Origin of the sequence: Actinomadura sp. KC216 (assembly GCF_004348535.1) — a bacterium.
Classification (GTDB): Bacteria; Actinomycetota; Actinomycetes; order Streptosporangiales; family Streptosporangiaceae; genus Spirillospora.
Genome location: NZ_SMJX01000135.1, coordinates 1 through 20956, shown reverse-complemented (window position 1 = coordinate 20956; position 20956 = coordinate 1). Strand labels below are relative to the sequence as shown.

General features: G+C 75.0%; 14 protein-coding genes. 6 read left to right on the top strand and 8 right to left on the bottom strand.

What is annotated here, in order from left to right; genetic code table 11:
- The coding region (locus E1264_RS22985; protein ID WP_165964319.1) for a helicase-related protein at nucleotides 1-1173 on the bottom strand (1173 nt) is incomplete at its 3' end.
- A 469-nt stretch (nucleotides 1174-1642) separates the two neighbouring features.
- Between E1264_RS22985 and E1264_RS22980 the strand changes: the two genes are divergently transcribed.
- Entirely contained in the window at nucleotides 1643-2320 is a 678-nt protein-coding gene (locus E1264_RS22980; RefSeq protein ID WP_243711107.1) for a nuclease-related domain-containing protein, read from the top strand.
- A 35-nt stretch (nucleotides 2321-2355) separates the two neighbouring features.
- On the opposite strand, the gene E1264_RS22975 is transcribed toward E1264_RS22980, so the two are convergent.
- Nucleotides 2356-2826, bottom strand: a complete 471-nt coding sequence (locus E1264_RS22975) for a hypothetical protein (RefSeq protein WP_132176828.1) — start codon at nucleotides 2824-2826, stop codon at nucleotides 2356-2358.
- Between the two features lie 127 nt (nucleotides 2827-2953).
- Entirely contained in the window at nucleotides 2954-3316 is a 363-nt protein-coding gene (locus tag E1264_RS22970) for a hypothetical protein (RefSeq protein ID WP_132176826.1), read from the bottom strand.
- 68 nt (nucleotides 3317-3384) lie between these two features.
- On the opposite strand from E1264_RS22970, the gene E1264_RS22965 reads away from it, so the two are divergent.
- The gene (locus E1264_RS22965; protein WP_132176824.1) at nucleotides 3385-4116 is read left to right on the top strand and encodes a histidine phosphatase family protein; all 732 of its coding nucleotides are present in this window, start codon (nucleotides 3385-3387) and stop codon (nucleotides 4114-4116) included.
- A gap of 19 nt (nucleotides 4117-4135) precedes the next feature.
- Here E1264_RS22965 and E1264_RS22960 read toward each other — a convergent pair whose 3' ends face one another.
- Nucleotides 4136-5635, bottom strand: coding sequence for a helix-turn-helix domain-containing protein (locus E1264_RS22960; protein ID WP_132176822.1), 1500 nt, complete (start codon nucleotides 5633-5635; stop codon nucleotides 4136-4138).
- A gap of 627 nt (nucleotides 5636-6262) precedes the next feature.
- Here E1264_RS22960 and E1264_RS22955 point away from each other — a divergent pair.
- The 3 genes from E1264_RS22955 (at nucleotide 6263) to E1264_RS22945 (ending at nucleotide 9153) form a co-directional block, all read left to right on the top strand.
- Nucleotides 6263-6826: a hypothetical protein gene (locus tag E1264_RS22955; protein WP_132176820.1), complete on the top strand. Its 564-nt coding sequence runs from the start codon at nucleotides 6263-6265 to the stop codon at nucleotides 6824-6826.
- Between the two features lie 48 nt (nucleotides 6827-6874).
- Complete coding sequence (locus E1264_RS22950) at nucleotides 6875-7951, top strand: low specificity L-threonine aldolase (RefSeq protein ID WP_132176818.1); 1077 nt, start codon at nucleotides 6875-6877, stop codon at nucleotides 7949-7951.
- A gap of 284 nt (nucleotides 7952-8235) precedes the next feature.
- Nucleotides 8236-9153, top strand: coding sequence for an oxygenase MpaB family protein (locus E1264_RS22945; protein ID WP_132176816.1), 918 nt, complete (start codon nucleotides 8236-8238; stop codon nucleotides 9151-9153).
- A gap of 10 nt (nucleotides 9154-9163) precedes the next feature.
- On the opposite strand, the gene E1264_RS22940 is transcribed toward E1264_RS22945, so the two are convergent.
- The gene (locus E1264_RS22940) at nucleotides 9164-10360 is read right to left on the bottom strand and encodes an aminotransferase class I/II-fold pyridoxal phosphate-dependent enzyme (protein WP_132176814.1); all 1197 of its coding nucleotides are present in this window, start codon (nucleotides 10358-10360) and stop codon (nucleotides 9164-9166) included.
- 235 nt (nucleotides 10361-10595) lie between these two features.
- Between E1264_RS22940 and E1264_RS22935 the strand changes: the two genes are divergently transcribed.
- On the top strand, nucleotides 10596-11654 hold the full coding sequence (locus tag E1264_RS22935; RefSeq protein ID WP_132176812.1) for a lysylphosphatidylglycerol synthase transmembrane domain-containing protein: 1059 nt from the start codon (nucleotides 10596-10598) through the stop codon (nucleotides 11652-11654).
- Between the two features lie 38 nt (nucleotides 11655-11692).
- On the opposite strand, the gene E1264_RS22930 is transcribed toward E1264_RS22935, so the two are convergent.
- From E1264_RS22930 to E1264_RS22920, 3 genes are all read right to left on the bottom strand, one after another.
- Entirely contained in the window at nucleotides 11693-12505 is an 813-nt protein-coding gene (locus tag E1264_RS22930) for an SGNH/GDSL hydrolase family protein (RefSeq protein WP_132176810.1), read from the bottom strand.
- 349 nt (nucleotides 12506-12854) lie between these two features.
- Nucleotides 12855-14864 (bottom strand): MBL fold metallo-hydrolase, encoded by a 2010-nt coding sequence (locus tag E1264_RS22925; RefSeq protein ID WP_132176808.1) that lies wholly within the window; start codon nucleotides 14862-14864, stop codon nucleotides 12855-12857.
- On the bottom strand, nucleotides 14861-20659 hold the full coding sequence (locus E1264_RS22920; protein WP_132176806.1) for a hypothetical protein: 5799 nt from the start codon (nucleotides 20657-20659) through the stop codon (nucleotides 14861-14863). Before E1264_RS22920 ends, E1264_RS22925 begins: the two co-directional genes overlap by 4 nt.
- Between the last annotated feature and the right edge of the window lie 297 nt (nucleotides 20660-20956).

Sequence of the window (20956 nt, the reverse complement as noted above, 5' to 3'; positions counted from 1 at the left end):
GGGCAGGGCGAGGCCGGACGCGCCGGGGTCGCCCCAGCAGGCGGCCTGGAGCGCGAAGCCGGTGAGGTCGGCCAGCTCGATCTCGGGACGGGGCCGGGCGGGCAGCCGGTCGTGCTCGCCCCGCGTCCAGCAGCGGTAGACCGCGCCGGGCGCCTCCCGCCCGGCGCGGCCCGCGCGCTGGGCGGCGGTGGCGCGCGACGCCCGGACGGTGGTGAGCGCGCCGAGCCCGCGGGCGTGGTCGGTGCGGGGTTCGCGGGCGAGGCCGGAGTCCACGACCGTCCGGACGCCGGGGACGGTGAGGCTCGACTCGGCGACCGACGTGGCGAGCACGATCCGCCGCCGGGACACCGGGGCCAGCACCGCGTCCTGCACCTCCCGCGGCGCCTGCCCGTGGACCTGCACGACATCGGCGGGCACGTCGCCGAGCAGCCCGGCGACGCGGGCGATCTCGCCGGCGCCGGGCAGGAAGCACAGGACGTCGCCGCCGCGCTCGGCCAGGGCACGGCGGGCCGTGGCGGCGACGTGCGCGAGGAACGCCGGGTCGACGCGCATACCATGCGGCGGCGGGACGGGACGCGGCGGCGGCGCCCACACCGTCTCCACCGGATGCAGCGCGGCATCGGTCTCCACGACCGGGGCGTCGCCCAGGAGGCGCGCCCACGGGCCGGTGTCGGCGGTCGCGGACGCGGCGACCAGGCGCAGGTCGGGCCGGAGCGTCGCGCGGACGTCGAGGAGGAACGCCAGCGCTGTGTCGGCGTCCAGATGCCGCTCGTGGCATTCGTCCAGAATCACGGTGCCGACGCCGTCGAGGTCCGGCTCCGACTGGAGGCGCTGCAGGACGACGCCGGTCGTGACGACATCCACCGCGCTGCCGGGACGCGTCTCGCCGCGGACGGTGACGCCGACCCGCTCGCCGACGCGCTCGCCGAGGAGCCAGGCCATGCGGCGGGCGGCGGCCCGCGCCGCGAGCCGCCGCGGCTCCAGGACCAGGACCTTCCCGGCGGCGGGCGCGGCGCCGCCGAGCGCGAGCCCGGCGAGCGCGAGCGGGACGAGGGTGGTCTTCCCGGTGCCGGGCGGGGCCGCCAGCACCGCCGCGCCGTGACCGTCCAGAGCGGCGCGGAGGGCGGGGACGGCGCGGCCGGCGGGAAGGCTCTCGGCGGCGTCGATGTGCACCGCCCCAGTCTGCCCTCCCGGACGCCCCCTCCCCAGGCGGGCTCCCCGGGCGGTCACGCCGGGCGGTCACTCCCGGCGCCGGACCGTGCCGTTGCGTAATCGCCCATGCGAAGAATGCCACCGGAACGAAAAAGGCTCTGTGCGTTGCGGTGATAGTTGCACCGAGCCTTTCAGCCATTCACATGGGGCCATCTGATGTTTTCCCGGGATTCGACCGCACAACCCCGCTAAAAGTCCAGGTAGGCAATGCTTTCAAGGCTGGAAGTTGCTTCCGCGTTTGATTTACGTCACCGTGTGAACTGTAGCGGCAATAGGGCGGGTATCCACATAATGAGGACGTCATAGCAGGGTGCTGGGAGGTCTCGTCATGATCGGCAGCTCGATCTATCTGAGGGACAGGGCGGCGTTCACCGGCGGTTCACCTCAGGCGGTATACGAAGAGCTGTGGCAGCGCGGCCGAAAGGGTAGATTGCGGACCCGCGCAATTCTGGCGGTCGCGGCGCTGCTCCTGTGCGGGCTGCTGGTCAACGCGGTATTCGGAATCGTGATGGCGTTGCTGATCGCGGCCGCGGACACGTTCGTGCATTGGCGAGTGCATCACGCGTCCAGCGTGTGGCGGCGCGGGCTGCGCGGCGAGGAGCAGATGAACCGGGTGCTGCGCCACACGCTGGAGAGGCGCGGGTACCGGGTGCTGTACGGGCGGGTCGTCCCCGAGCACGGGCCGGCCGACGAGCTCGTGGTCGGGCCGGGCGGCGTGTGGCTGGTGCACAACGAGGCCTGGCATCCCGACGCGGAGGTGTCCCACCACGGCGGCCGGCTGTTCATCGACGGCCGGACCCAGTCGAAGCTGGTGGGCGGGCTGACCGCGCGGGCCGACGCCGCCGCCGAGCTGATCTCACGGGTCGCGGAGGTGCCCGTGAAGGTGACACCGGTGCTGGCCGTGCACGGCGGCCACCTCGTCCGGACGCCGTTCACCGCGGACGGCATCGTGTTCGCGCCGCCGCTGCGGCTGGTCCGCTGGATGAGCCGCAACCCGTCCGCCGACTACTCCCCCGACGAGATCGAGGCGATCGCCAGGGCCGCCGTCCGCGCGCTGCCGATCGGCGGCCGGCTCACCCCGCCCGCGGCCGGCATCACGGCCGCCTGACCGTGATGGTCACCCGACACCTGTGGCCGGAGGGCTCACTCGCCGCCGCCCACAGGGCGCCCACCGCCCGCTACGGGCCCGCCACCCTGGCGGGCGGTGCGGCGCAACCACAGCAGGCCCGCGACCGGCAGCACCAGCGGCACGAACCCGTAGCCGCGCCCGAACCCGGACCAGACGGTCTCGTCGGGGAACGCCGCGGAGTCGGCGACGCTGAGCGCGCCCACCACCAGCACCCCGGCCAGCTCGACGGAGCACGCGGCGACGGCGACCTTGAACGACGTCCGCCCGCCCCGCGCCAGCGCGACCGTCGCCAGAACGTAGACGGCGGCGGCGAACGCCGACAGCGCGTACGCGACCGGCGCGTCGGAGAACCGGGTGGCGATCTGCACGCCCGCCCGCGCGCCGGCCGCGAGCGCGAAGACCGCGTAGACGGCGACCAGAAGCCGTCCCGGCCCGCCGCCGGTGCTGGAGCCGGCGCCGGGACGGCCCGCACCGCCCGTGCGGATCTCGGCGCCGGCGCGGGCGCCGTCGTCCGCACGGGCCCGGCCGTCCGCAACGGCGGCGTCGCCGGTGACGGCGGCGTCGTCGGCGCGGGCGCCGTCGTCGGCGCGGGCGCCGTCGTGGGCCTGGCCGTCAGCCACGTCCGCTCCACAGCTGGTCGAGCCGGACGACCATGACCGCGACGGCCACCCCGGCGACGACGATCACCGCCGAGCCCCAGCGGGTGCGCTCCAGCAGGCCCCAGCCCGCGCCCGCGAGCGGGATCAGCAGGATGCCGAGCAGGTAGCCGACGAACGTCACGGACGCGTCCGGGCCCTCGTCCCCGGAGAGCTTCACGAACCCGGTGACCGCCTGCGCGATCAGCAGCACCTCCAGGACGCCGAGCGCGACGAGATGAGCGGCGTCCATCGCCCGGTTGCGCAGCGCCGTCACCACGGAGTACGCGGCGACCAGCAGCGCCACCACGATGATCGCGATGGTCAGCACGTCCGTCACGGGCAAAAGAGTACTACCGGCTGTAGAGCACCCGGAATCGGTAGGGGGCACTCCGGCGGCGTGGCAGCATGGCGGGGGTGAACGCGCTGCAGTGGCTGACCCTGACCCGGCATGGTGAGAGCACCGGCAACGTCGCGTACCGGGAGTTGCTCGGCACCGACGCCGAGGAGGCCGGGATCCCGGAGCGGGACGCCGACGTGCCGCTGTCGGACACCGGCCGCGCGCAGGCGGCGACGCTCGGCCGCTGGCTCGCCGCGCTCCCCGAGGACGAGCGCCCAACGCTGGTCGTCGCGTCGCCCTACCTGCGCACCCTCGACACCGCGAAGATCGCCCTCGCGCAGACGACCTACGCGGCGCCGCAGGACCCGGACGGCCTGCGCGTTCGGGTGGACGAGCGGATCCGCGACCGCGAGCAGGGCGTGCTGGAGGGACTCACCGAGCTCGGCGTCCGCCGCCGCTTCCCCGCCGAGGCCGACCGGCTGCGCCGCCTCGGGAAGTTCTACTACCGGCCGCCCGGCGGCGAGTCGTGGGCCGATCTCGCGCTGCGGCTACGCAGCTTCTACCGCGACCTGGAGGCCGAGGCGCCCGGCGGGCGGGTGCTGGTCGTCGCGCACGACGCGATCGTGGTGATGACCCGCTACCTGGTGGAGGGCCTGTCGGAGCGGGAGGTCCTGGAGATCGAGAAGACGCCGATCGCGAACGCGTCGGTGACCCGGTGGCGGCACGACGGCTCCTCCGGGCTGCGCGCCGTCACCTACAACGACCGCGAGCACCTCATCAACGCGGGCGTCTCCCCCTGACCCGCCGCCCAGGGGGCCGCTAGAGGTCGTCGTTGAGGAGGCGGTCGCTGCGGGACGCGACGGCCGCGAGCCGCGAGTCCCCGGGCGGCAGGACGGCGCTGAGCCGCTCCAGGGCCTCCAGGTCGCAGCGGCCGGGCTCGGTCTGCGCGTAGGTCCACAGCGCGTCGGCGCCGCCCCGGTCGAGCGCCTGCCGCCGGAGCCGCACGGCCAGCTCGTCGCGTTCGGCGCTGATGGCGGGCGCGTCCGAGCCGGGCAGCAGCTCGCCGGTGTAGAGCCGCACGGCCCCGGCGACGTCGCCGTCGTCCAGCAGCCGCCGGACGGTGAGGAAGTCGGCCTCGACCGCGCAGTCGAGCCGGTAGGGCCGCGCGCGGACGATGTCGCCGAACTGCTGGCGGAGCCGGTGGATCTCCGGCCGGACGGTCGCGGGGCTGCCGTCGTCGCCGTAGAGGTAGAACGCCAGCCGGTCACCGGTCAGGCCGCGCGGGTGCAGGGCGAGCAGCGCGAGGATCTCGGCGTGCCGCAGCGACAGCGTCAGCGGCCCGCCGTCGAGGCGGGCGTGCGGGCGGCCGTCGCCGAGGAACGACAGCGCCAGCAGCGGCCCCTCACCGGCGGCGGGCGGGGAACCGGAGAGGGCACCGGACGCGGCGGGGGCGCGTCCCGGCGACCGGGCTCCCGCGGGCGGCGCGCCCTGGCGGCGCCGCGCGCGGACGGCGGGCGGGCGCAGCAGGAACGCCTCGCCGAGCGGTTCGGCGACCGCGGCGCGGCCGTCGGGCAGCGCGACCGTCCCGCCGGACTCGGGTACGGGCACGCGCCGCCCGCGCCATCCGGCCAGGCCCGGCTCGCCGGGACCGGCGCCGATGATCCGGCCGGTCGCGGTGACCAGGACACCGGGCTCGCGCAGCCCCCGCAGGTGCGGCAGGAGCCGCTCGCGGAGCAGCTCGTCCCGCTGCCGCATCTCGTTCTCCAGCCGCGACTCGGCCAGCCGGGCCGCCGCGCCGACGAGCGCGACGGTCGCCGGATGCAGCGTCTCCACGGTCGCGCTCACGTCGATGCAGCCGACCACCTGTTCCGAGTCGGGGTCGGTGATCGGGGCGGCGGCGCACGACCAGCGGTGCAGGACGTGCGCGACGTGCTCGGCCGCGTACACGAACTCGGGCCGCCCGGTGGCGAGGGCCAGGCCGATCCCGTTGGTGCCGACGCTGTCCTCCGACCAGCGGAACCCCTCGGTCAGCCCGATCCGGTCGGCGTCGCGGCGCACCCCGGGCGGGCCCTGCGTCCACAGCACGTGCCCGGCGTCGTCGGTGATCACCATCAGGTGCTCGGTCTCGTCGGCGACGTTGCGCAGCAGGCCCTCCAGCATCGGCAGATGCGGGTCGAGCGGATGCGCCTGCCGGGCGTCGGCGACGACGTCGCGGTCGAACACCAGCGGCGCCTCCCGCACGCCCGCGTCGACGCCGGCGCTCTCGGACCGGCGCCACGACTCGGAGATCGCCGGCCGGACGGCCAACACATTCTGCATACCAGCAGTCCTTTCCCCCGGAGAGAACCTGGCGTGTCTGAGGATCGGCCCATCCGCGAGGCGGCGCAACCGTTCTCCTGAGATTCTCTCGCGCTCAACTCCGGCACGGTGAGTGACAGAGTGATCGCAACGTGCATGCAACGTGGGAGCGCTTACTGTAATCGGCGCTGGAAGCCGAAGGGGCTGTTCCAGAGGTTCCGCTGTCCGGCGCGCGCGTCCGGGGGGAGCGCGCGCCGGGCGCGGAGCCGGGGCCGCGTGATGTGGCGGCTCACGTGCGGCCGCCGTCGTCCGGGGGACGCGGGGGGGCGTCTCCCGGACGGCCGTACGGAGACCGGGTGGCCCCCCGGGCTTCACGGGAGGACGAAGAACGCATGCTCTGCCTGACCTGTCACCGTGTCCGGCCGGCCCTCGACCGGGCGGACTACACCGCCGAACGGGCCCTGCTCATCGTCAGCCGCGGCCTGTGCACCTGCGGGGCGCCGACACCCGCCGAGCGGACCCGGACCGAGGCTGATCGAAAACCCGCCGGGGCGCCGAAATAAACGCCGCGGTCCACAAAATGTTCATGGGCGGTTCGCCTAGAGTTTAGGGAGATTCCATCCGAACCCGCCCCCTGGAGGGAGCGCCATGACCGTGATCCCGGGTCTCGTCCGCCGCGCCGCCGCCGAGGCGGAGCGACAGCTGCGCGAGGGCGTGGGCCTTCTCGTCAGACTCGGGCGGGATCTGGAACGGTCGGCGGAACTCGGGCGGCTCCTTCCCGCCCTCACCGAACGCCTCAAGATACTCGAAGACACCGTCCGCGACCAGGACGCCGAGCTGCGCCGGGTCCGCGCCGACCTCGACTCGCTGGTCGGCCAGCTCAACGACCGGCTGCTGCCGCGCATCGACGAGCGGATGGACGACACCGAGCGCGACCTGGCCGCCGTCGCCACCAGCCTGATCCGCACCGGCCGCGACACCGCGGGCAACGGCGCCCGGCTGGATTCCGCCGAGCGCCGCATCGGCGACCTGCGCACCAAGATCGCGCAGCTGGAGCAGCGGTCCGGGCTGTGGCGCGACCTGCAGTCCAGCATGGCCCGGCTCGGCGACGACCTGGACGCCATGCGCTCCCGCATCCCCCTCCGCGCCGCCGACCCTCCGACCGAGGGCACTCCCGCACCGGTGCAGAACATCACCGACCGTCCCGCGTGACCCGGCCCGGGCCGGGCCTCGCGCCCGGACGTCCTGGACAATGATCACATGACCCAGCCGCCGAACGACAGCACCACCGGCACCCCCCGAACCACCGCCGCGCGGGGGTTCGCGAGCGACAACCAGGCGAGCGTCCACCCCGACATCCTCGCGGCGCTGGCCACCGTCAACGACGGGCACCAGCCCGCCTACGGCGACGACGCCGTCACCGCCCGGCTCCGCGAGATCGTCCGCCGGCACTTCGGCCCGCGCGCCGAGGTGTTCCCGATGTTCAACGGGACCGGCGCGAACGTCGTGTCGCTGCAGGCCATGTCGGAGCGGTGGAGCTCGGTCGTCTGCCCGGAGTCCGCGCACATCAACACCGACGAGTGTGGCGCGTCCGAGAAGATCGCGGGCCTGAAGCTCGTCACGGTCCCGACCCCCGACGGCAAGCTGACGCCCGAGCTGATCGAGGCGCACGCCACCGGGTTCGGCAACATCCAGCGGCGGCAGCCCGCCGTCGTGTCGATCACCCAGAGCACCGAGCTCGGCACCGTCTACACCCCGGAGGAGACCGCGGCGGTCGCCGCCGCCGCCCGCGAGCGCGGCATGTCCGTGCACATGGACGGCGCGCGGATCGCCAACGCCGCCGCCTCGCTCGGCGTGCCGCTGCGCGCGCTCACCACCGACGCGGGCGTGGACGTCCTGTCGTTCGGCGGCACCAAGAACGGGCTGCTGCTCGGCGAGGCGATCGTCGTCCTGAACCCCGACGCGGTGCGCGGCGTCGCCTACCTGCGCAAGTCGAGCATGCAGCTGGCGTCCAAGATGCGGTACGTGTCCGCGCAGCTCGCCGCGCTGCTGGACGGCGACCTGTGGCTGCGCAACGCCACCCACGCCAACGCCATGGCCCGCCGCCTGGAGGCCGCCGCCCGCACCGTCCCCGGCGTCGAGATCACGCAGGCCGTGGAATCCAACGCGGTGTTCGCGATGATCCCGAAGGGCGCCGCGGAGCGGCTGCGCAAACGGTTCCCCTTCTACACCTGGGACGACCGGACCGGAGAGGTCCGCTGGGTGTGCTCCTTCGACACCACCGAGACCGACGTCGACGCCTTCACCACCGCATTGGCCGAGGAGATGGCTGGCTAGCCCAGGGGGACGACCCCCTGGAACCCCCGTCACGGCGCAGGCGATCCTCACGCCGCCGTAACGGTCTTTCGTGCCTGTGCGGGCGTGTGGGGCGTCGCTCCGGTCGCCTGGGCCGCCGTGTCGTGCGGCCTCCGGCGCTGGGCGCCTCCGGCCGCACGACCCGTAACCGGGGTTGAGGTCCCCTCCAAGAAATGCCGGGTGGCTCACCGAGCCGTGCGACAAATGTTGACTCTTGTCTCATCGCGGCTAGGCTGGGTGTAAGTGGTCACTTCCCGGGAGGTGCGATGCCCGCCCCCTCACCGCACCCGGCGGTCGGCAGCGCCGATCCGAACGCTCCCCGTGGCGCCGCCCGCGCACCGCTCGGGCCCGGCACGCTCCTCTGGCGGCACGCCGCCGACCTGCGCTCGCTGCTGCCCGGCGCCGCCGCCGGGCTCATGCAGCTCATGCACCCCGCCATCGGCGCGGGCGTCGGCGAGCACTCCGCGTTCTTCGACGCGCCGTTCGACCGGATCCACCGGTCCGTCCCGCAGATATGGGCGACGATCCTCGCCCCGGACGGCGGACCCCGCGCCCGCAGCATCCGCGACCTGCACCGCACCATCGGCGGCGTGGACGAGCACGCCCGCCGCTACCACGCCCTCGAACCCGAGACGTTCTGGTGGGCGCACGCCACCTTCACCTGGGAGATATTCAAGGCCGCCGAGACCTTCCACCCCGGCACCCTCACCGCCGAGGACCACGAGCGGATGTACGCCGAGACCGTCACCTGGTACTCCCGCTACGGCGTCAGCATGCGCCCCGTGCCCGCCGACTACGCCGCGTTCCAGTCCAAGTTCTGGCACGTCTGCGCCGAGCGGCTCGAACTCACCCCCGCCGCCGCACGCGCACTGGAGATCGCCAAGCACGGGTCCGACACGGTCACGCTCCTGCCCGTCGGCGGCCCCCGCCTCGACCGCGCCGGACGCCTCGTCATCGAGCGCCCGCTGCGGCTCATCACCTTCGGCTGCCTGCCCGCGATCGTCCGCGACCGCTTCGACATCCCCTGGAGCGTCCTCGACCAGGCCCGGTTCGGCGCCCTCGCGATGGCGCACCGGCACGGCTACCGCATGATGCCCACCGGCATCAACCACTGGGCCCTGCGCAGCATGCTCCGCTACATCGGCGCCCAGACCCGCGACGACCGCTACCAGCCCGCCGCCTGACCCCGCGCCGTCAGGAGCGGCCCGCGTTGTGGCGGGAGCGGCCGGCCCGGCCCGTGCGGGACGGGGCCTCCACCGGGTCGCGGAGCTGCGCGAACACCGAGAGGATCCGGCGGGCGTCGCCGTCGCTCAGCCCCGCGTGCGCGGACAGGCGCACCAGGGTGCGCCCCACCGACGCCGCCGGCGGGAACAGGGCCGCGGTGTAGATCCCGCGGGTGACGAGCGCGTCCCGCAGGAGCGTCGCCTCGGCCTCCGAGTCCTTCTCCAGCGCGATGATCGGCGTGTCCGACTCGACGAGCCGGTGGCCGAGGTCGGTGAGCCCGTCCCGGAGGCGGCGGGTGACGGCGTGCAGCCGGTCGCGGCGGCGGTTCTCCTCCCGGACGACCTTCAGCGCCGCCGCGAGGCCCGCGATGTCGTGCGGCAGCAGCGTCGAGCTGAACACGGCCGGGAGCGCGGTGTGGGTGAAGTAGTCCGCGAAGCCGGGACGGTCGCAGGCGATCAGCCCGGCGCGCCCGGGCAGCGCCTTCGCCAGGCTCGCGGTGCGGAAGTCGACGCGCCCGGTCAGGCCGAGCGCGGCGACGAGGCCCTCCCCGCGCCTGCCGTGCGTGCCGAGCGCGTGCGACTCGTCCACGACCAGGAGGCAGCCGAACTCCTCGGCGATCTCGACCAGGCCGTGCAGCGGGGCCACCGTCCCGTCGGTGCTGTAGACGGCGTCGGCGACGATCACCCCGGAGCCGCCCACCTCGATCCGGCGGCGCAGGTGCGCGAGGTCGTTGTGGCGGAAGTACGCCAGCTCGGCGCCCGCGGCGCGCGCGCCCTCCCACAGCGACATGTGCGCCAGGACGTCCAGGTAGACGGGGACGTCCGGACCGGCGACCACCTGCAGCAGCCCGGTGTTGGCCGCCCAGCCCGACGGGCACAGCACCCCGGCGCGGGCACCCATGTGCCGGGCGAACTCGGCGCCGAGAAGGATCTGCGGGTGGTCGTCGGGCAGGCACGGCCCCGGCATCGCCGCCGCGCCCTCCGCCGACCGGAGGCTGGCGATCATGGCGTCGGCGATCGCCGGATGCTCGGCGATCGCGAGATAGTCGCTACAGGTCAGCACGATCGCGCGGCCGCCCGGCGCCTTGGCCGGCCACGGCCGCCGCGCGGCCCGGCTGACCCGGAAGTCCCTGATGCGTTCGCCCAGCCGCTGGTGAGCGCTGCTCATGGTGGTCACTCTCCCCCGGTCCCATCCAATCTCCGGCCATCCGACCGTCACGTCCTGTAGCCAAGCCTAATCATAGTGTGAAAAGAATATATTGCGTGGACCAAAGAGGCGTGCCCGACAAGAAATCTTCCTGCCGGATGTCAGGCTCCGGGGGGACGCGAACGTCCCCCCACCGTTCGCATCGCGCAAGCCCCGCGGTCGCATACTCTTCAACCAAATAGCCGATCACTGAGGTGTGGAGACGATCGCCGCCGGCGCTGAACGCGCGGCGCCCGCCGAACTCCCCGGCCCTCGCGAGCGGGCCGGAGGCGGGGCCGCCGCGACGCCCTCCCTGGTCCGACGGGTCCGCGGGTCCCGCTGGACCGTCCTCGGAATCCTGCTGATCGCCGCCGCGCTCACGGCGCTGCTGACCGGCGCGGTGCCGCACCCGTCCGGCCTCGCCGATGCCGTCTCGGCACCGGCGCAGATGCGGTGGGAGTTCCTGCCCGCGCTCGTCCTGCTGTCCGTGCTGCACTACGTCTGCTCGGCGGTCGCGCTGCGCGGCGCGTCCGGACGGCCCATCCCGCTCTACGAGACGACCCTGACGCAGTTCACCGCCGCGGCCGCCAACCGCGTCACGCCCGGCGGGCTCGGCGCCGTCGCCGTCAACACCCGCTACCTCGTATGCCAGGGGCTGCCGCTGTCGCGGGCGGCGATCGCCGTCGCGGTGCTGCAGGTCGCGGGCGTCCCCGCCGACCTGCTGCTGCTCGGCGCGGTCCTCGGCCTCGGCGGCGGCGACGGGCGCGTCATGGACGCCCTCGGCCACCACGCCGCCCAGGCCGCCGGGCTCGTCCCGCCCGTCCCGCTGCTCATCGCCGTGGGCGTCCTCCTGCCCGCCGCCGCGCTGTGGGGACGCCGCGCCGCCCGCTCCGCCGCCGTCGGGCGGGCCGTCGCCGGGTTCGCCGACCTGTGCCGCCGCCCCCGCGACCTGGCGGTCACCCTCGCCGCGTCCGCCGCGACCACGCTCGTGCTCGGCCTGGCGTTCGCGCTCAGCGTCCTCGCCGTGCCCGGGACGGGTGCGGGCCCCGGCGACGCCCTCGCGCTCGTCGCCGCCTACCTGGTGGGCGCCGCGGCGGGCTCGGCGGTCCCCTCGCCCGGCGGCGTCGGCTCCACGGAGGCCGCGCTCGTGGCCGCGCTCGCCTCCCTCGGCATCGCCGCCGGACCGGCGCTGCAGGCCGTGCTGCTGTTCCGCGCCATCACGTTCTGGGCGCCCGTCCCGGTCGGCCTGCTCACCTGCAGAACGCTCCGCAGGTGAGCGCCTTTACGTTGTAGATCACTAATAGGCGCGCGGGGTCAGGCGTCCTGCTCGACGGCGGCGCGGGCGGACCCGGTCAGGGCGGGCAGGTAGCCGAGGCGGTGGCCGCGCGCGGTCGGGTGGTAGGACGACTCGATCGGGATCGTCACGGCGTTGAGCCAGTCGTCGCCGGAGCACAGCTCGTGGCCGTTGAACTCGTCCCGGACGTCCGACCAGGTGAATCCGGCGCGGCCCGCGGCCTTGGCGACCACGCCGTCGAGCGTGTCGGCGGCGCGGTTGAGCGCGGTGCGCTTGGTGTTGCTCAGCCCCACGCACACGTTGACGATCTTGTAGAGGCGGGGGTAGCCGAGCACGACGACGCGGGCGGACGGCGACTTGGCGCGGATCTTCGAGTACACCGAGTCGAGGCGTCCGGGCAGCGTGTCCTTCATGTAGGTCTCGGCCTGCGCCACCCTGCTCTGGCAGGTCGAGTCCGACTTCAGCACGCAGGTCTGCATGACGTCGGAGAACCCGGCGTCGTTGCCGCCGACCGTGATGGTGACGAGCGTGGTGGACGAGCTGAGCGAGCCGAGCTGGCCGCTGATGACGGTCGTGGTCGTCGCGCCGGAGCACGCGGCGAACTTGAGCGACGCGTTGTTCGCCGCCGCCCACAGTTTCGCGTAGGCGTTGGCGCTGCGCTTGCACGCTCCGCTGTCGGGGTCGTAGCTGCCGGCACCGGTGCCGGACGAGTAGGAATCACCGAGCGCGACGTAGTTCGTCGCGGCCGCCGAGGCGGACGCGGGCCAGGCGATGGAACCGGCGGCGAAGGTCACCGCGCCGAAAGCGACGAGACAGTGGCGGGAGAGGCGCATCTGCACTCCGGGGCGACGTATCGAATTGTGTCGCGGGCATAATACCCGCGCCGCCATTCTCCGAATCGACGATCTGATCAATAAGTTTTAGGCATTATTCGCCGTTGAAACCTGGTTTGGACCGATCTGCCCTGGCTCCCCCGCCGCCGGGGAGCACCACCGACACCAGGGCGCTCACCTGCTCCTTTGCGCTCACGAGACCGTTCCCGACGGCCTCGGTGTGACGACCTCCCCTTTAGCAGATAGTGGTGGGTATCCCAGCGCCTCCAGGCGAAATCGAAGATCGAATAGATTTCGGGTCACCCCGCGGATTTCGGGCGTCCGCGCGCGTGCCTTTCCCGTGCCCCGTTCACGCGGGCGCGGCCGCGTGCCAGGCGCGGGTGCCGGCCGTCCGGTGGCCGCGGACGCGGAGGGTCTCGGCGAAGGTGTGCTGGCGTCCGGGAATCCCGTGCACGAGCATGATCTCCCGGGCCGCGATCTCGTCGGCGATGCCGAGCAGGCCCCGGCGGTCGGCGTGGGCCGACAGGCGCACGGTGTCCACGCGGGCGCGGACCGGGACGGTGACCTCGGCGTCGTGATCGCGGAAGGTGAAGCCGCCGCCCCTGCCCGCGGCGTCGAGCAGCGCGCGGCCGGGGGACTCCTCGTCCTGGTAGCCGGACAGGATCACCGCGCCGCCCGGCTCGGGGAGGATCCGCCGCGCCCACTCGACGGCGGGCCCGCCGGTCAGCATCCCGGACGTGGAGATCACGACGCCGGTCCGGAACGCGTCCAGCTCGGCGGGACGGTCGGCGACCGCGGCGGCGCCCTCGAACACCCGCAGCGCCGGGTCCAGCGACTCATACACGGCGGAGAGGTCGGCGGCCATCCCGTCGATCCGGACGGGCACCTCGGGCAGGTGCCGCCGCAGGATCAGCGCGATCTCCTGAGCGCGGCCGAGCGCGAACGCGGGGATCAGCACCCGGCCGCCGCCCCCGCAGATCCCGGCGACGGCCCGGACGAGCCCGTCCACGCGCAGGTCGCGGGCGTCGTGGTCCTCGGCGCAGCAGGTCGACTCCATGACGAGCAGGTCGGCGCCGCGCGCGGACTCCGGGACGGCGCAGCCGCCGACGGTCTCCTGCCGGAACCCGGAGATGTCGCCCGTGACGGCGACGCGCCGGTCACCGGCCCGGACCACGACCCCGGCGGCGCCGAGGATGTGCCCGGCAGGGAACAGCTCCACGGTCAGCGCGCCGACCCGGCGCGGCACGCCGAACGGCAGCTCCTCGCAGCGCCGGGCCGCGGCGTCGACGTCGCGCGGCCCGTAGAGGACGCCGCCGCTGCCGCCCCACCGCGCCCGTCCGCGTTCCCGGGCCGCCATCACCTTGGCGGTGTCGGCCCACATCACCGGCATGAGCACCGCGGTCTCCGGCGTCGCGAGGACGCGGAGCCCGGGGCGCCCGGCGGCGAGGGCCGGGACGTAGCCGCAGTGGTCGTTGTGGGCGTGGGTGACGATCACCGCGTCCAGCGGGCCGTCGAGCGCCCGCGCGATGTCGCGGGGCGGCGCGGCGCGGTCACCGGGCCGGAGCCCGGCGTCGACCAGGACGCGGGTGCCGCCCGCCTCGACCAGCAGGCAGGACCCGCCGATGTGGTCGTCGCCGCCGAGCGGGACGACCCGCAGCCCCGGCTCGGCGGTGACGGCGGCGGGCGGCGGCACCGGGTCCACGACGGCGCGCAGGACGGACAGGACCTCCTCGGGGCTCGTCCCGGCGGCGCGGGCGGCGGCCGTCACATGCTCGCCGCGGGCCGCGCCCGCCCGTTCGAGGACGCCGAGGAGGGCGGCGGCGAGCGCCCGCGGGTCCCGCCACCTGCGGTGCTCGATCGCGAGGCGGCGGGTCAGGCCGTCCGCGCGCTCCTCCTGCTCGGCGAGCGCCTCGCGGGTTCCGGCGAGCAGCCGGGCCGCCTCCCGCGCGTCCCGCTGCGCGTAGTCGAGCCGTCCCTTGGCCGTCCTGAGCCGCGCCTTCAGGCGGTCGATCTTGCGGGCGGCGCGCTCGGCGTCGCGGTGCGCGCGTTCGGCCGTCCGGTCGGGGCCGGGCGCGATCCACCCGAGCCCGGCCCGGACGATCCCGTCGTCGGGGTTCAGCAGGACGGCGGCGAGCGCGCGCGTGTCGTCCCCCGCCCCGGTGAGGTGGGCTTCGGCGCGGCGGCGCAGTGCGGGGAACCTCGCGAGCGCCGACAGGAGCATCGGGGTGTGCTCCTTGACGAGCACGTCCGGGTCGGACGGGAGCCGGCCGGCGGACGGCCGTTCGAGCACCGCGAGCGCCACCGCGCGCAGCACCGGCGCGACCGCGTCCTGCATCGGGGCCGGGGGTGCGGCGGTCATGCGCCCTGCTCCCATCGGGTCGCGGCGGCGAGGACGGGCTCGCAGGCCAGCGCGCCGCCGGTGGAGTCGAGGGTGCCGAGCACGCGCAGCGCCTTGACCAGGTCATGGGTTCCGGCGTAGCCGTGTCCGCGGAGGTCGGGTGGTCTCAGGCCGGGTGTGCCCTCTTCGCCGAAGAGGGTGAGGAGGGCGGCGAGGTCCTCGGCGGTCTCCCGGGCGTCCTCGGCGACGAGCGTCCGCCACGCGGCGGCCAGGCACGGGTCGGCGCGGACGCCCGCGTCGTCCAGGAGGATGCCGGGCTTGTCGCGGACGTGCCGCAGGACGCCCTCCAGCACCTGGTCGCGGTCGCGGCCCGGTCCGGCGAGGCCGGTGACGACGCGGCCGACGAGCACCGGCCAGCCGCCGGTGCGGCGGACGAGGTCGCGCTGCCCGGCGTCGTCGGGGTAGCCGAGCGCGTCCTCCAGCATCCACTGGCGGATCGCGGGCGGGTCGAAGCGCCGCAGCGGCACCAGCTCCACCTCCGCGGCTTCGGTGCAGTGGAGCCAGGCCGCCGCCGACGCCGGGCCCGCCACCAGCACGACGGCCAGGGTCCCCTCGCCGGAGGTGTCGGCGACGGCCGCCCGCGCCTCGGCGAACCGCCGCTCGAACTGGCCGCGGTCGCGCGCCGCGTGCACGTCGACGACGATCACGTCGTGACCGGGGTGGCGGCGGGCGCGCAGCACCGCGGCGCCGAACGTCCCCTCCCCCGCCCGGACGGACCGGATCTCCAGATCGGGCCGGTCGGACGGCATCGCCCGCAGCGCCGCGACGACCCGCTCGGCGTGCAGCGCCGCCGACCCGGCCACCACGTGGACGAGCCGTCCCGGCCGCAGCAGCCCGGTGATCTGCCCGATGCTGAGCGGCGCGCGCTCGGGGCCGTCGCGGTGCGGCATCCGGTAGGAGTGCGCGTCGAAATGGTCGGGGTCCTCGAAGTCGCCCGCGTTCTCCAGCGCGTTCTCGACCTCGCGGACACCGCCGAGCAGCCGCAGGATGTGCGGGGTCCGCAGCCGGTAGCGGCCCTCGTCCACGCCGAGGACGCCGAGGTTGACGCATTCGGCGAGCAGGCTGCGGAAGTCGTCGCCGCCGCAGTCCTCGAAGCCCTTCGCCCACCAGTACCGGCACTCCTCGCGGAGCTGCTTGACGGTGAGGGTCTCGTCGGCGCCGTCGCCGAGCGCGTGCAGCGCGACGGTGTAGGCGATGACGGTGTAGCGCTTGTCGAGGTTGAGCGTCAGCTCGAACCAGCGCTGGAACCCGCGGACGAGGCGGTGGTCGCGCCACACCTCCGCCACGTCCTCGCGGGTGATCTCATACGGGAGCCTGCGCGGGCTCTCCCGCAGCCGCGCCAGGAGCTTCGCCGCGAACAGCTGGACGAGCGCGGGGGCGTTGTTCGCCTCGGCGATCACGCGGGCGGCGAGCGTCTCGGGGAACACGAACCCGAGCGTGGCCAGGGGCCGCACCAGCAGGTCGAAGGCGTCCTGCGGCTCCAGCGGGCCGATCGCGACGGGGTCGCCGAGCTGGGCCAGCGGCTGGTTCGGCAGGCCGTGGAAGCGGGCGGTCTGGTGCAGGCCCGCCCACACCACCTTCACGCGGCGGCCGGTGTCCTCCATGAGGGTGCGCAGCGCGGTGACGTCCTCGAAGCGGCCACGGTCGGCGTCCATGTTGAGGAAGCCGTCGGCCTCGTCCAGCAGGATCAGCAGCTGCCGGTTCACATCGGCGTCCGCCCACGCCCGCACCGCCTCGATCACCTGCTCGCGCCGCGCCTGCCCCGGCCGGATCACGCCGGCCTTCGCGAGCCGGTCGCCGAGCTTGGGCCACAGCGAGATCGACCGCACCTTCCCGACCGTCTGGACGTTCAGCAGGATCACCGTGCGGTTCGGGTCGTTCTCCAGATCCCGCTCGGCCTTGCGCAGCAGCGCCGACTTGCCGAGCTGCCGCCCGCCGAACACGAACGAGGGGCCCATCCGGTCGGTGACCTTGCGGATCTGCTCGGACCGCCCGTAGAACATCTCCTCCGGGACGTCGCCCGCCGGGGTGTAGGGGTCGGTCGCGGTGAACGGCGCCATCAGCGCGACCGTGACCGTCCAGTCCTGCGGGCGGCACGCCAGGTACGCCACCGCCGCGTCGTCGAGGACCCCGGCGACCGGCGCCGGACGCCCCCGCGCGGCACGGCCCAGGCGCTCGCGGTCTCCGGCCGACAGGACGCCGAAGTACAGCACGAGCACGGTCTCGCCCTCCGGCTGCCCGGACAGCAGGTCGATGAGCTGCTCGCCGCCGGGCCGCCCCCACAGCAGCAGCAGCCGCAGCCGCCGCCCCGACGGGCTCTTCTGCGACCCGAACGCGGGCAGCAGCGCCCCGTCCACCGACCCGACGTGCCGGACGTCGTCCAGCGCGATCCACATCCGGTCCGGGCCGGTGTCGGTGTCGCCCTGCGTGCCCTCCAGCCCGACCATCTTCAGGATCGCGCCGATCAGCGAGCGCATGTTCCCGGCGGTCTTCGTCCGGCCCTCGCGCAGGTTCAGCCACTTGCGCAGCCCCTCCCCCGCGACCCGCCGGTTCGCCTCCCGCATCGACGCGATGTCGATGCCGGCGCCGGTCAGCAGCGCGTCCAGCTCCGGGTCGGCGACGCCGCGCCCGGCGATCAGGGCGTCCTTGAGCTCGTCGATGTAGCCGCTGGTCTCCTGCTTGCGGGCGCGCTTGCCCGTCAGCAGCGACCGGCGGTGGAACGCCTCGGGGAACGCGGGATAGAACCGGGCGAAATCGGTGTCCTCCACCTTCTCCGGAAGCTGCTTGCCCGCCTTCAGCTGCGCGAGGAACTCGCGGGCGGTCGTGAGGTCGCCGTCGTCGATGTGCCGCTCGACGCGGCGGACGTCCGCCGCGCGGAAGTCCCCGGCCCGGGCGGCGAGCGCGGCGCGCTCGGCCGCGGCGCTCGCCGCGCACCACTCCTCGATGCGGGCGAGGAGCGCGTCGAGGTCGCGGCCGATCCGGTCGAAGTCGTGGCGGTCGGCGGTGCGGAGCCGGACCGTCTCCTCGGCCTCCCGCTCCTGGCCCTCGGTGAGGAGCCCGTCCCGCCGGGACTTGGCGATCAGGTCGCGGACGCGCTCGACCCGTTCGTCGCGGGCGGCGCGGGCGTCCCGGACCAGGTCGTCGCGGCGGGCCCCGAGCCGCGCGGCGACCTCGGGATCGAGCGTCCGCAGGACGTCCACCACCGCCCGCGTGCCCTCGTGGTCGAGCCGCGCGGCCCGCGCCTCGAACACCGCGGCCCAGTCGGGCGGCCCGGCGAGCGCGACGGCCGCGAGCGCCTCCGGCCGGACCGGGCCGCGCGGCCGCAGCGTGTGCGGGTCGAGCGGGATCTCGGCGGCGGGCAGCAGATCGCCGTTGAGGACGCGGGCGGCGGGCGGCTCGGTCTCGGCCAGCCTCGCCCCGTCCAGCAGCGCGAACGCGGCGCCGAGCAGCGACCGCGCCGCCTCCGCGGCCGCCTCCCCCGCGCCGCCGGCCATCTCGGCGAGCGCGGCGTCGGCCTCGCGGCGCCGGCCGCTGACGGTGTCGCGGAGCTGCCGCAGCGGCCCGACCCGCCAGTCACGGCTCCCGGCCGCGGCGTCCGCGTTCTCCCTGCTCCCGGTGGCCTCCTTGACGGCCGTCGCCCACCGCCAGGCGGTGTCGAGCGCGTCGCCGATCAGGGCGTGCAGCTTCGCCCGCGCGCCCGCGATGATCGGCCTGCCCTTCTTGGGGCCGTTGACCCGGTTGTCGGTCTCGTCGATCAGGCGGTCGATCTCCGTCCCGGCGCGCAGCCGGACGATCCGGGCTATCGCCGCGTCCACCCGCGCCGGGTCGTCGTCCGCCGCCGGTTCCAGCAGCCGCCGGACCGCGCCGTCGTTGAGCAGCAGCGCCTTCCACACCTCGGTGGCGCGGGCCAGCTTGATCGTGCGGTGCGGCGCCTCCTCCAGCAGCCGCGCCGCCTCCCTGGACGCCTCGCGCCGGGCCTCAGCGAGCCCCGCCGCACCGCGGATCCAGCCGTCCATGCCTGGGCTCAGGTACACCCCGGCGCGCGCCGCCTGCGCGAACGCCTCACCGCACTCCTTCAGGACGGGATGGCCGGACACGACGACGTTCAGGGCGTCGACCAGCCGCGTCGCCTCCGGGAACACCAGCCCGGCGCGGATCGCGGCGGCCCACGCCAGCACCCCGCCCGCCGGATCGTCGGCGAGCGCCTTGGCGTCCAGGTCCCGGGACGCGGCCGCGAACTCGGCGGACAGCGGCCCGGCGAACACCGCCATCTCGGCCGCGAGCGCCGCGCACCACCGCGCGTCCACCTCCGCGTCCGGGCGGCCCGCCGCCCGCCGCAACCACCCGGCGAGCCCGAACCGCCCCGCCCGCAGCGCGGCGGCCTCCGCCTCGGCCACCCCGGGCACCCGGCCGCCCTCGTCATGCTCCGGAGCCTCCTGGACGGGTTCCTCCGCCTCGGCCGTCTCTTCACGGCCGGGCTCCTGGGCCACCCGAGCCGGCGGGGGCTCGGTCTTTTCGGGGACGGCCTGCTCGATGAACGCGTCAAGTTCGGACAGCTCGGACTCGTCCGACGGCGGGGGCGGAGGCTCGTCACCGCCGGTCTCGTCCGGCACGGTCTCCTCCGGCGGTGCCTCCCGGGGAGCGGGCACCTTCACCGCTTCAGGCTCCGGAGCATCCCCGGGCTCCTCCTCGCCGGGGATCGCGAGTTGCCCGAGCAGCGCCATGTCGACGAGGAGGTGCCACGCCCCCGGCAGTTCCGCGCGCGCCCGCTCGGCCAGCTCCGGGGCGCGCAGCGGCGGCTCCTCCAGGCGGGCCTCGATGAGCTCGGCGAGGACGGCCAGCCCGTCGCCCTCGCCCGACTCGACCGCCTCGCCGGCGGCTCGGCGGACCTCCGCCAGCAGCCCCGCCACGACCTCCGGGCCCTCGACGCGGCGCAGCGCGCGGACGCGGCCGTCCCTCCGGCCTGCCTCCACCGCCGCCTGGACGGCCCCCGCGAGCGCGGCCAGCTCGGCGGGACGCTCTCCCGGGAGCAGGGCCTCGATCCGCGTCCGCACCCCGTCGAAGCCGGCCACGGCCCGCTGGACGAGCGCCAGATCCGCGTCCTCGGGACGGTGCCCGGCGCGCAACCGCCCGGCGATGCGGTCGCTCGCTCCGGCCGCGTCCTGGAAGCGTCCGCGCAGCTCCTCCAGCTCGGCGGCGAGCCGCTCGGGCGCGGGCGGCCCCTCCCCCGGCCCCCGCCCGGCGAGTTCCCTGACTTCTAACAGGCCCGCGGGCCGGGCGGGAAGCTCCGGATGGCGTTCCCTGACCGCCTCCCACATGGCGCGCGCCCCGGGCGCCCGCTCCTCGGGCTCGGCGGCCAGCAGGCCGAGCGCCACCGCCGCGAGCGGGCGATCGTCCCGGACGGCGCGCACCAGCCCCCACCGCGCGAGCGTCTCGGGAGCGTCCCAGTTCAGCAGGACCCGCAGCCCCGGCGCCCGCTTCAGCACGGCCTCGGCCGTGGACGCGCCGAGCAGCTTCACGCAGTCGTCGGCGTCCAGGCCGTCGACGTTCCGGAACGCGTGCACGTACACGCGGTCGATGAGGTACCGCAGATCGTGCCGCCGCCGGGGTTCCCCGTGCCGCATCGTGCGCAGGACCAGGCCGGCCGCCGCCGGAGTCGTCTTCTTCCCGCCCCCGAGCCGCACGACGTCCAGCACGGCCCGGACCAGCTCGGGCGGGCTGAGCCGCAGGTACTCCCGCACGTCATCGGCGGACACCGCCGCCAGCGCCGCGTCCTCGAGGTCCGCCAGCCCGTCCAGTTCCCCGAGAGACCCGAACGGAGCGGCCCCTTCATGACACCCTTCACACCGAGAGCCGTGCCCCATCCGACCGACCCCGCCCTCTCTCACCGCCGCCTCCACGCCCCTTCCGAGGCGCCCAGTGACGCGAGCCTAACGCAGAGTCAAAGTCATAACCATCAATACGTAAAGTTGATGTTGATCGAGTTCACAGCACCTTGGAGGTTCCGTCATGCCTTTCCGGGGGCGGCGGCGGTGGCGGGGACCGGGTCGGTG

Coding starts and splice junctions, on each gene's coding strand:
- E1264_RS22965 (WP_132176824.1), top strand. CDS start 3,385: ATGGCGGGGGTGAACGCGCTGCAGTGGCTGACCCTGACCCGGCATGGT.
- E1264_RS22960 (WP_132176822.1), bottom strand. CDS start 5,635: ATGCAGAATGTGTTGGCCGTCCGGCCGGCGATCTCCGAGTCGTGGCGC.
- E1264_RS22955 (WP_132176820.1), top strand. CDS start 6,263: ATGACCGTGATCCCGGGTCTCGTCCGCCGCGCCGCCGCCGAGGCGGAG.
- E1264_RS22950 (WP_132176818.1), top strand. CDS start 6,875: ATGACCCAGCCGCCGAACGACAGCACCACCGGCACCCCCCGAACCACC.
- E1264_RS22945 (WP_132176816.1), top strand. CDS start 8,236: ATGCCCGCCCCCTCACCGCACCCGGCGGTCGGCAGCGCCGATCCGAAC.
- E1264_RS22940 (WP_132176814.1), bottom strand. CDS start 10,360: ATGAGCAGCGCTCACCAGCGGCTGGGCGAACGCATCAGGGACTTCCGG.
- E1264_RS22930 (WP_132176810.1), bottom strand. CDS start 12,505: ATGCGCCTCTCCCGCCACTGTCTCGTCGCTTTCGGCGCGGTGACCTTC.
- E1264_RS22925 (WP_132176808.1), bottom strand. CDS start 14,864: ATGACCGCCGCACCCCCGGCCCCGATGCAGGACGCGGTCGCGCCGGTG.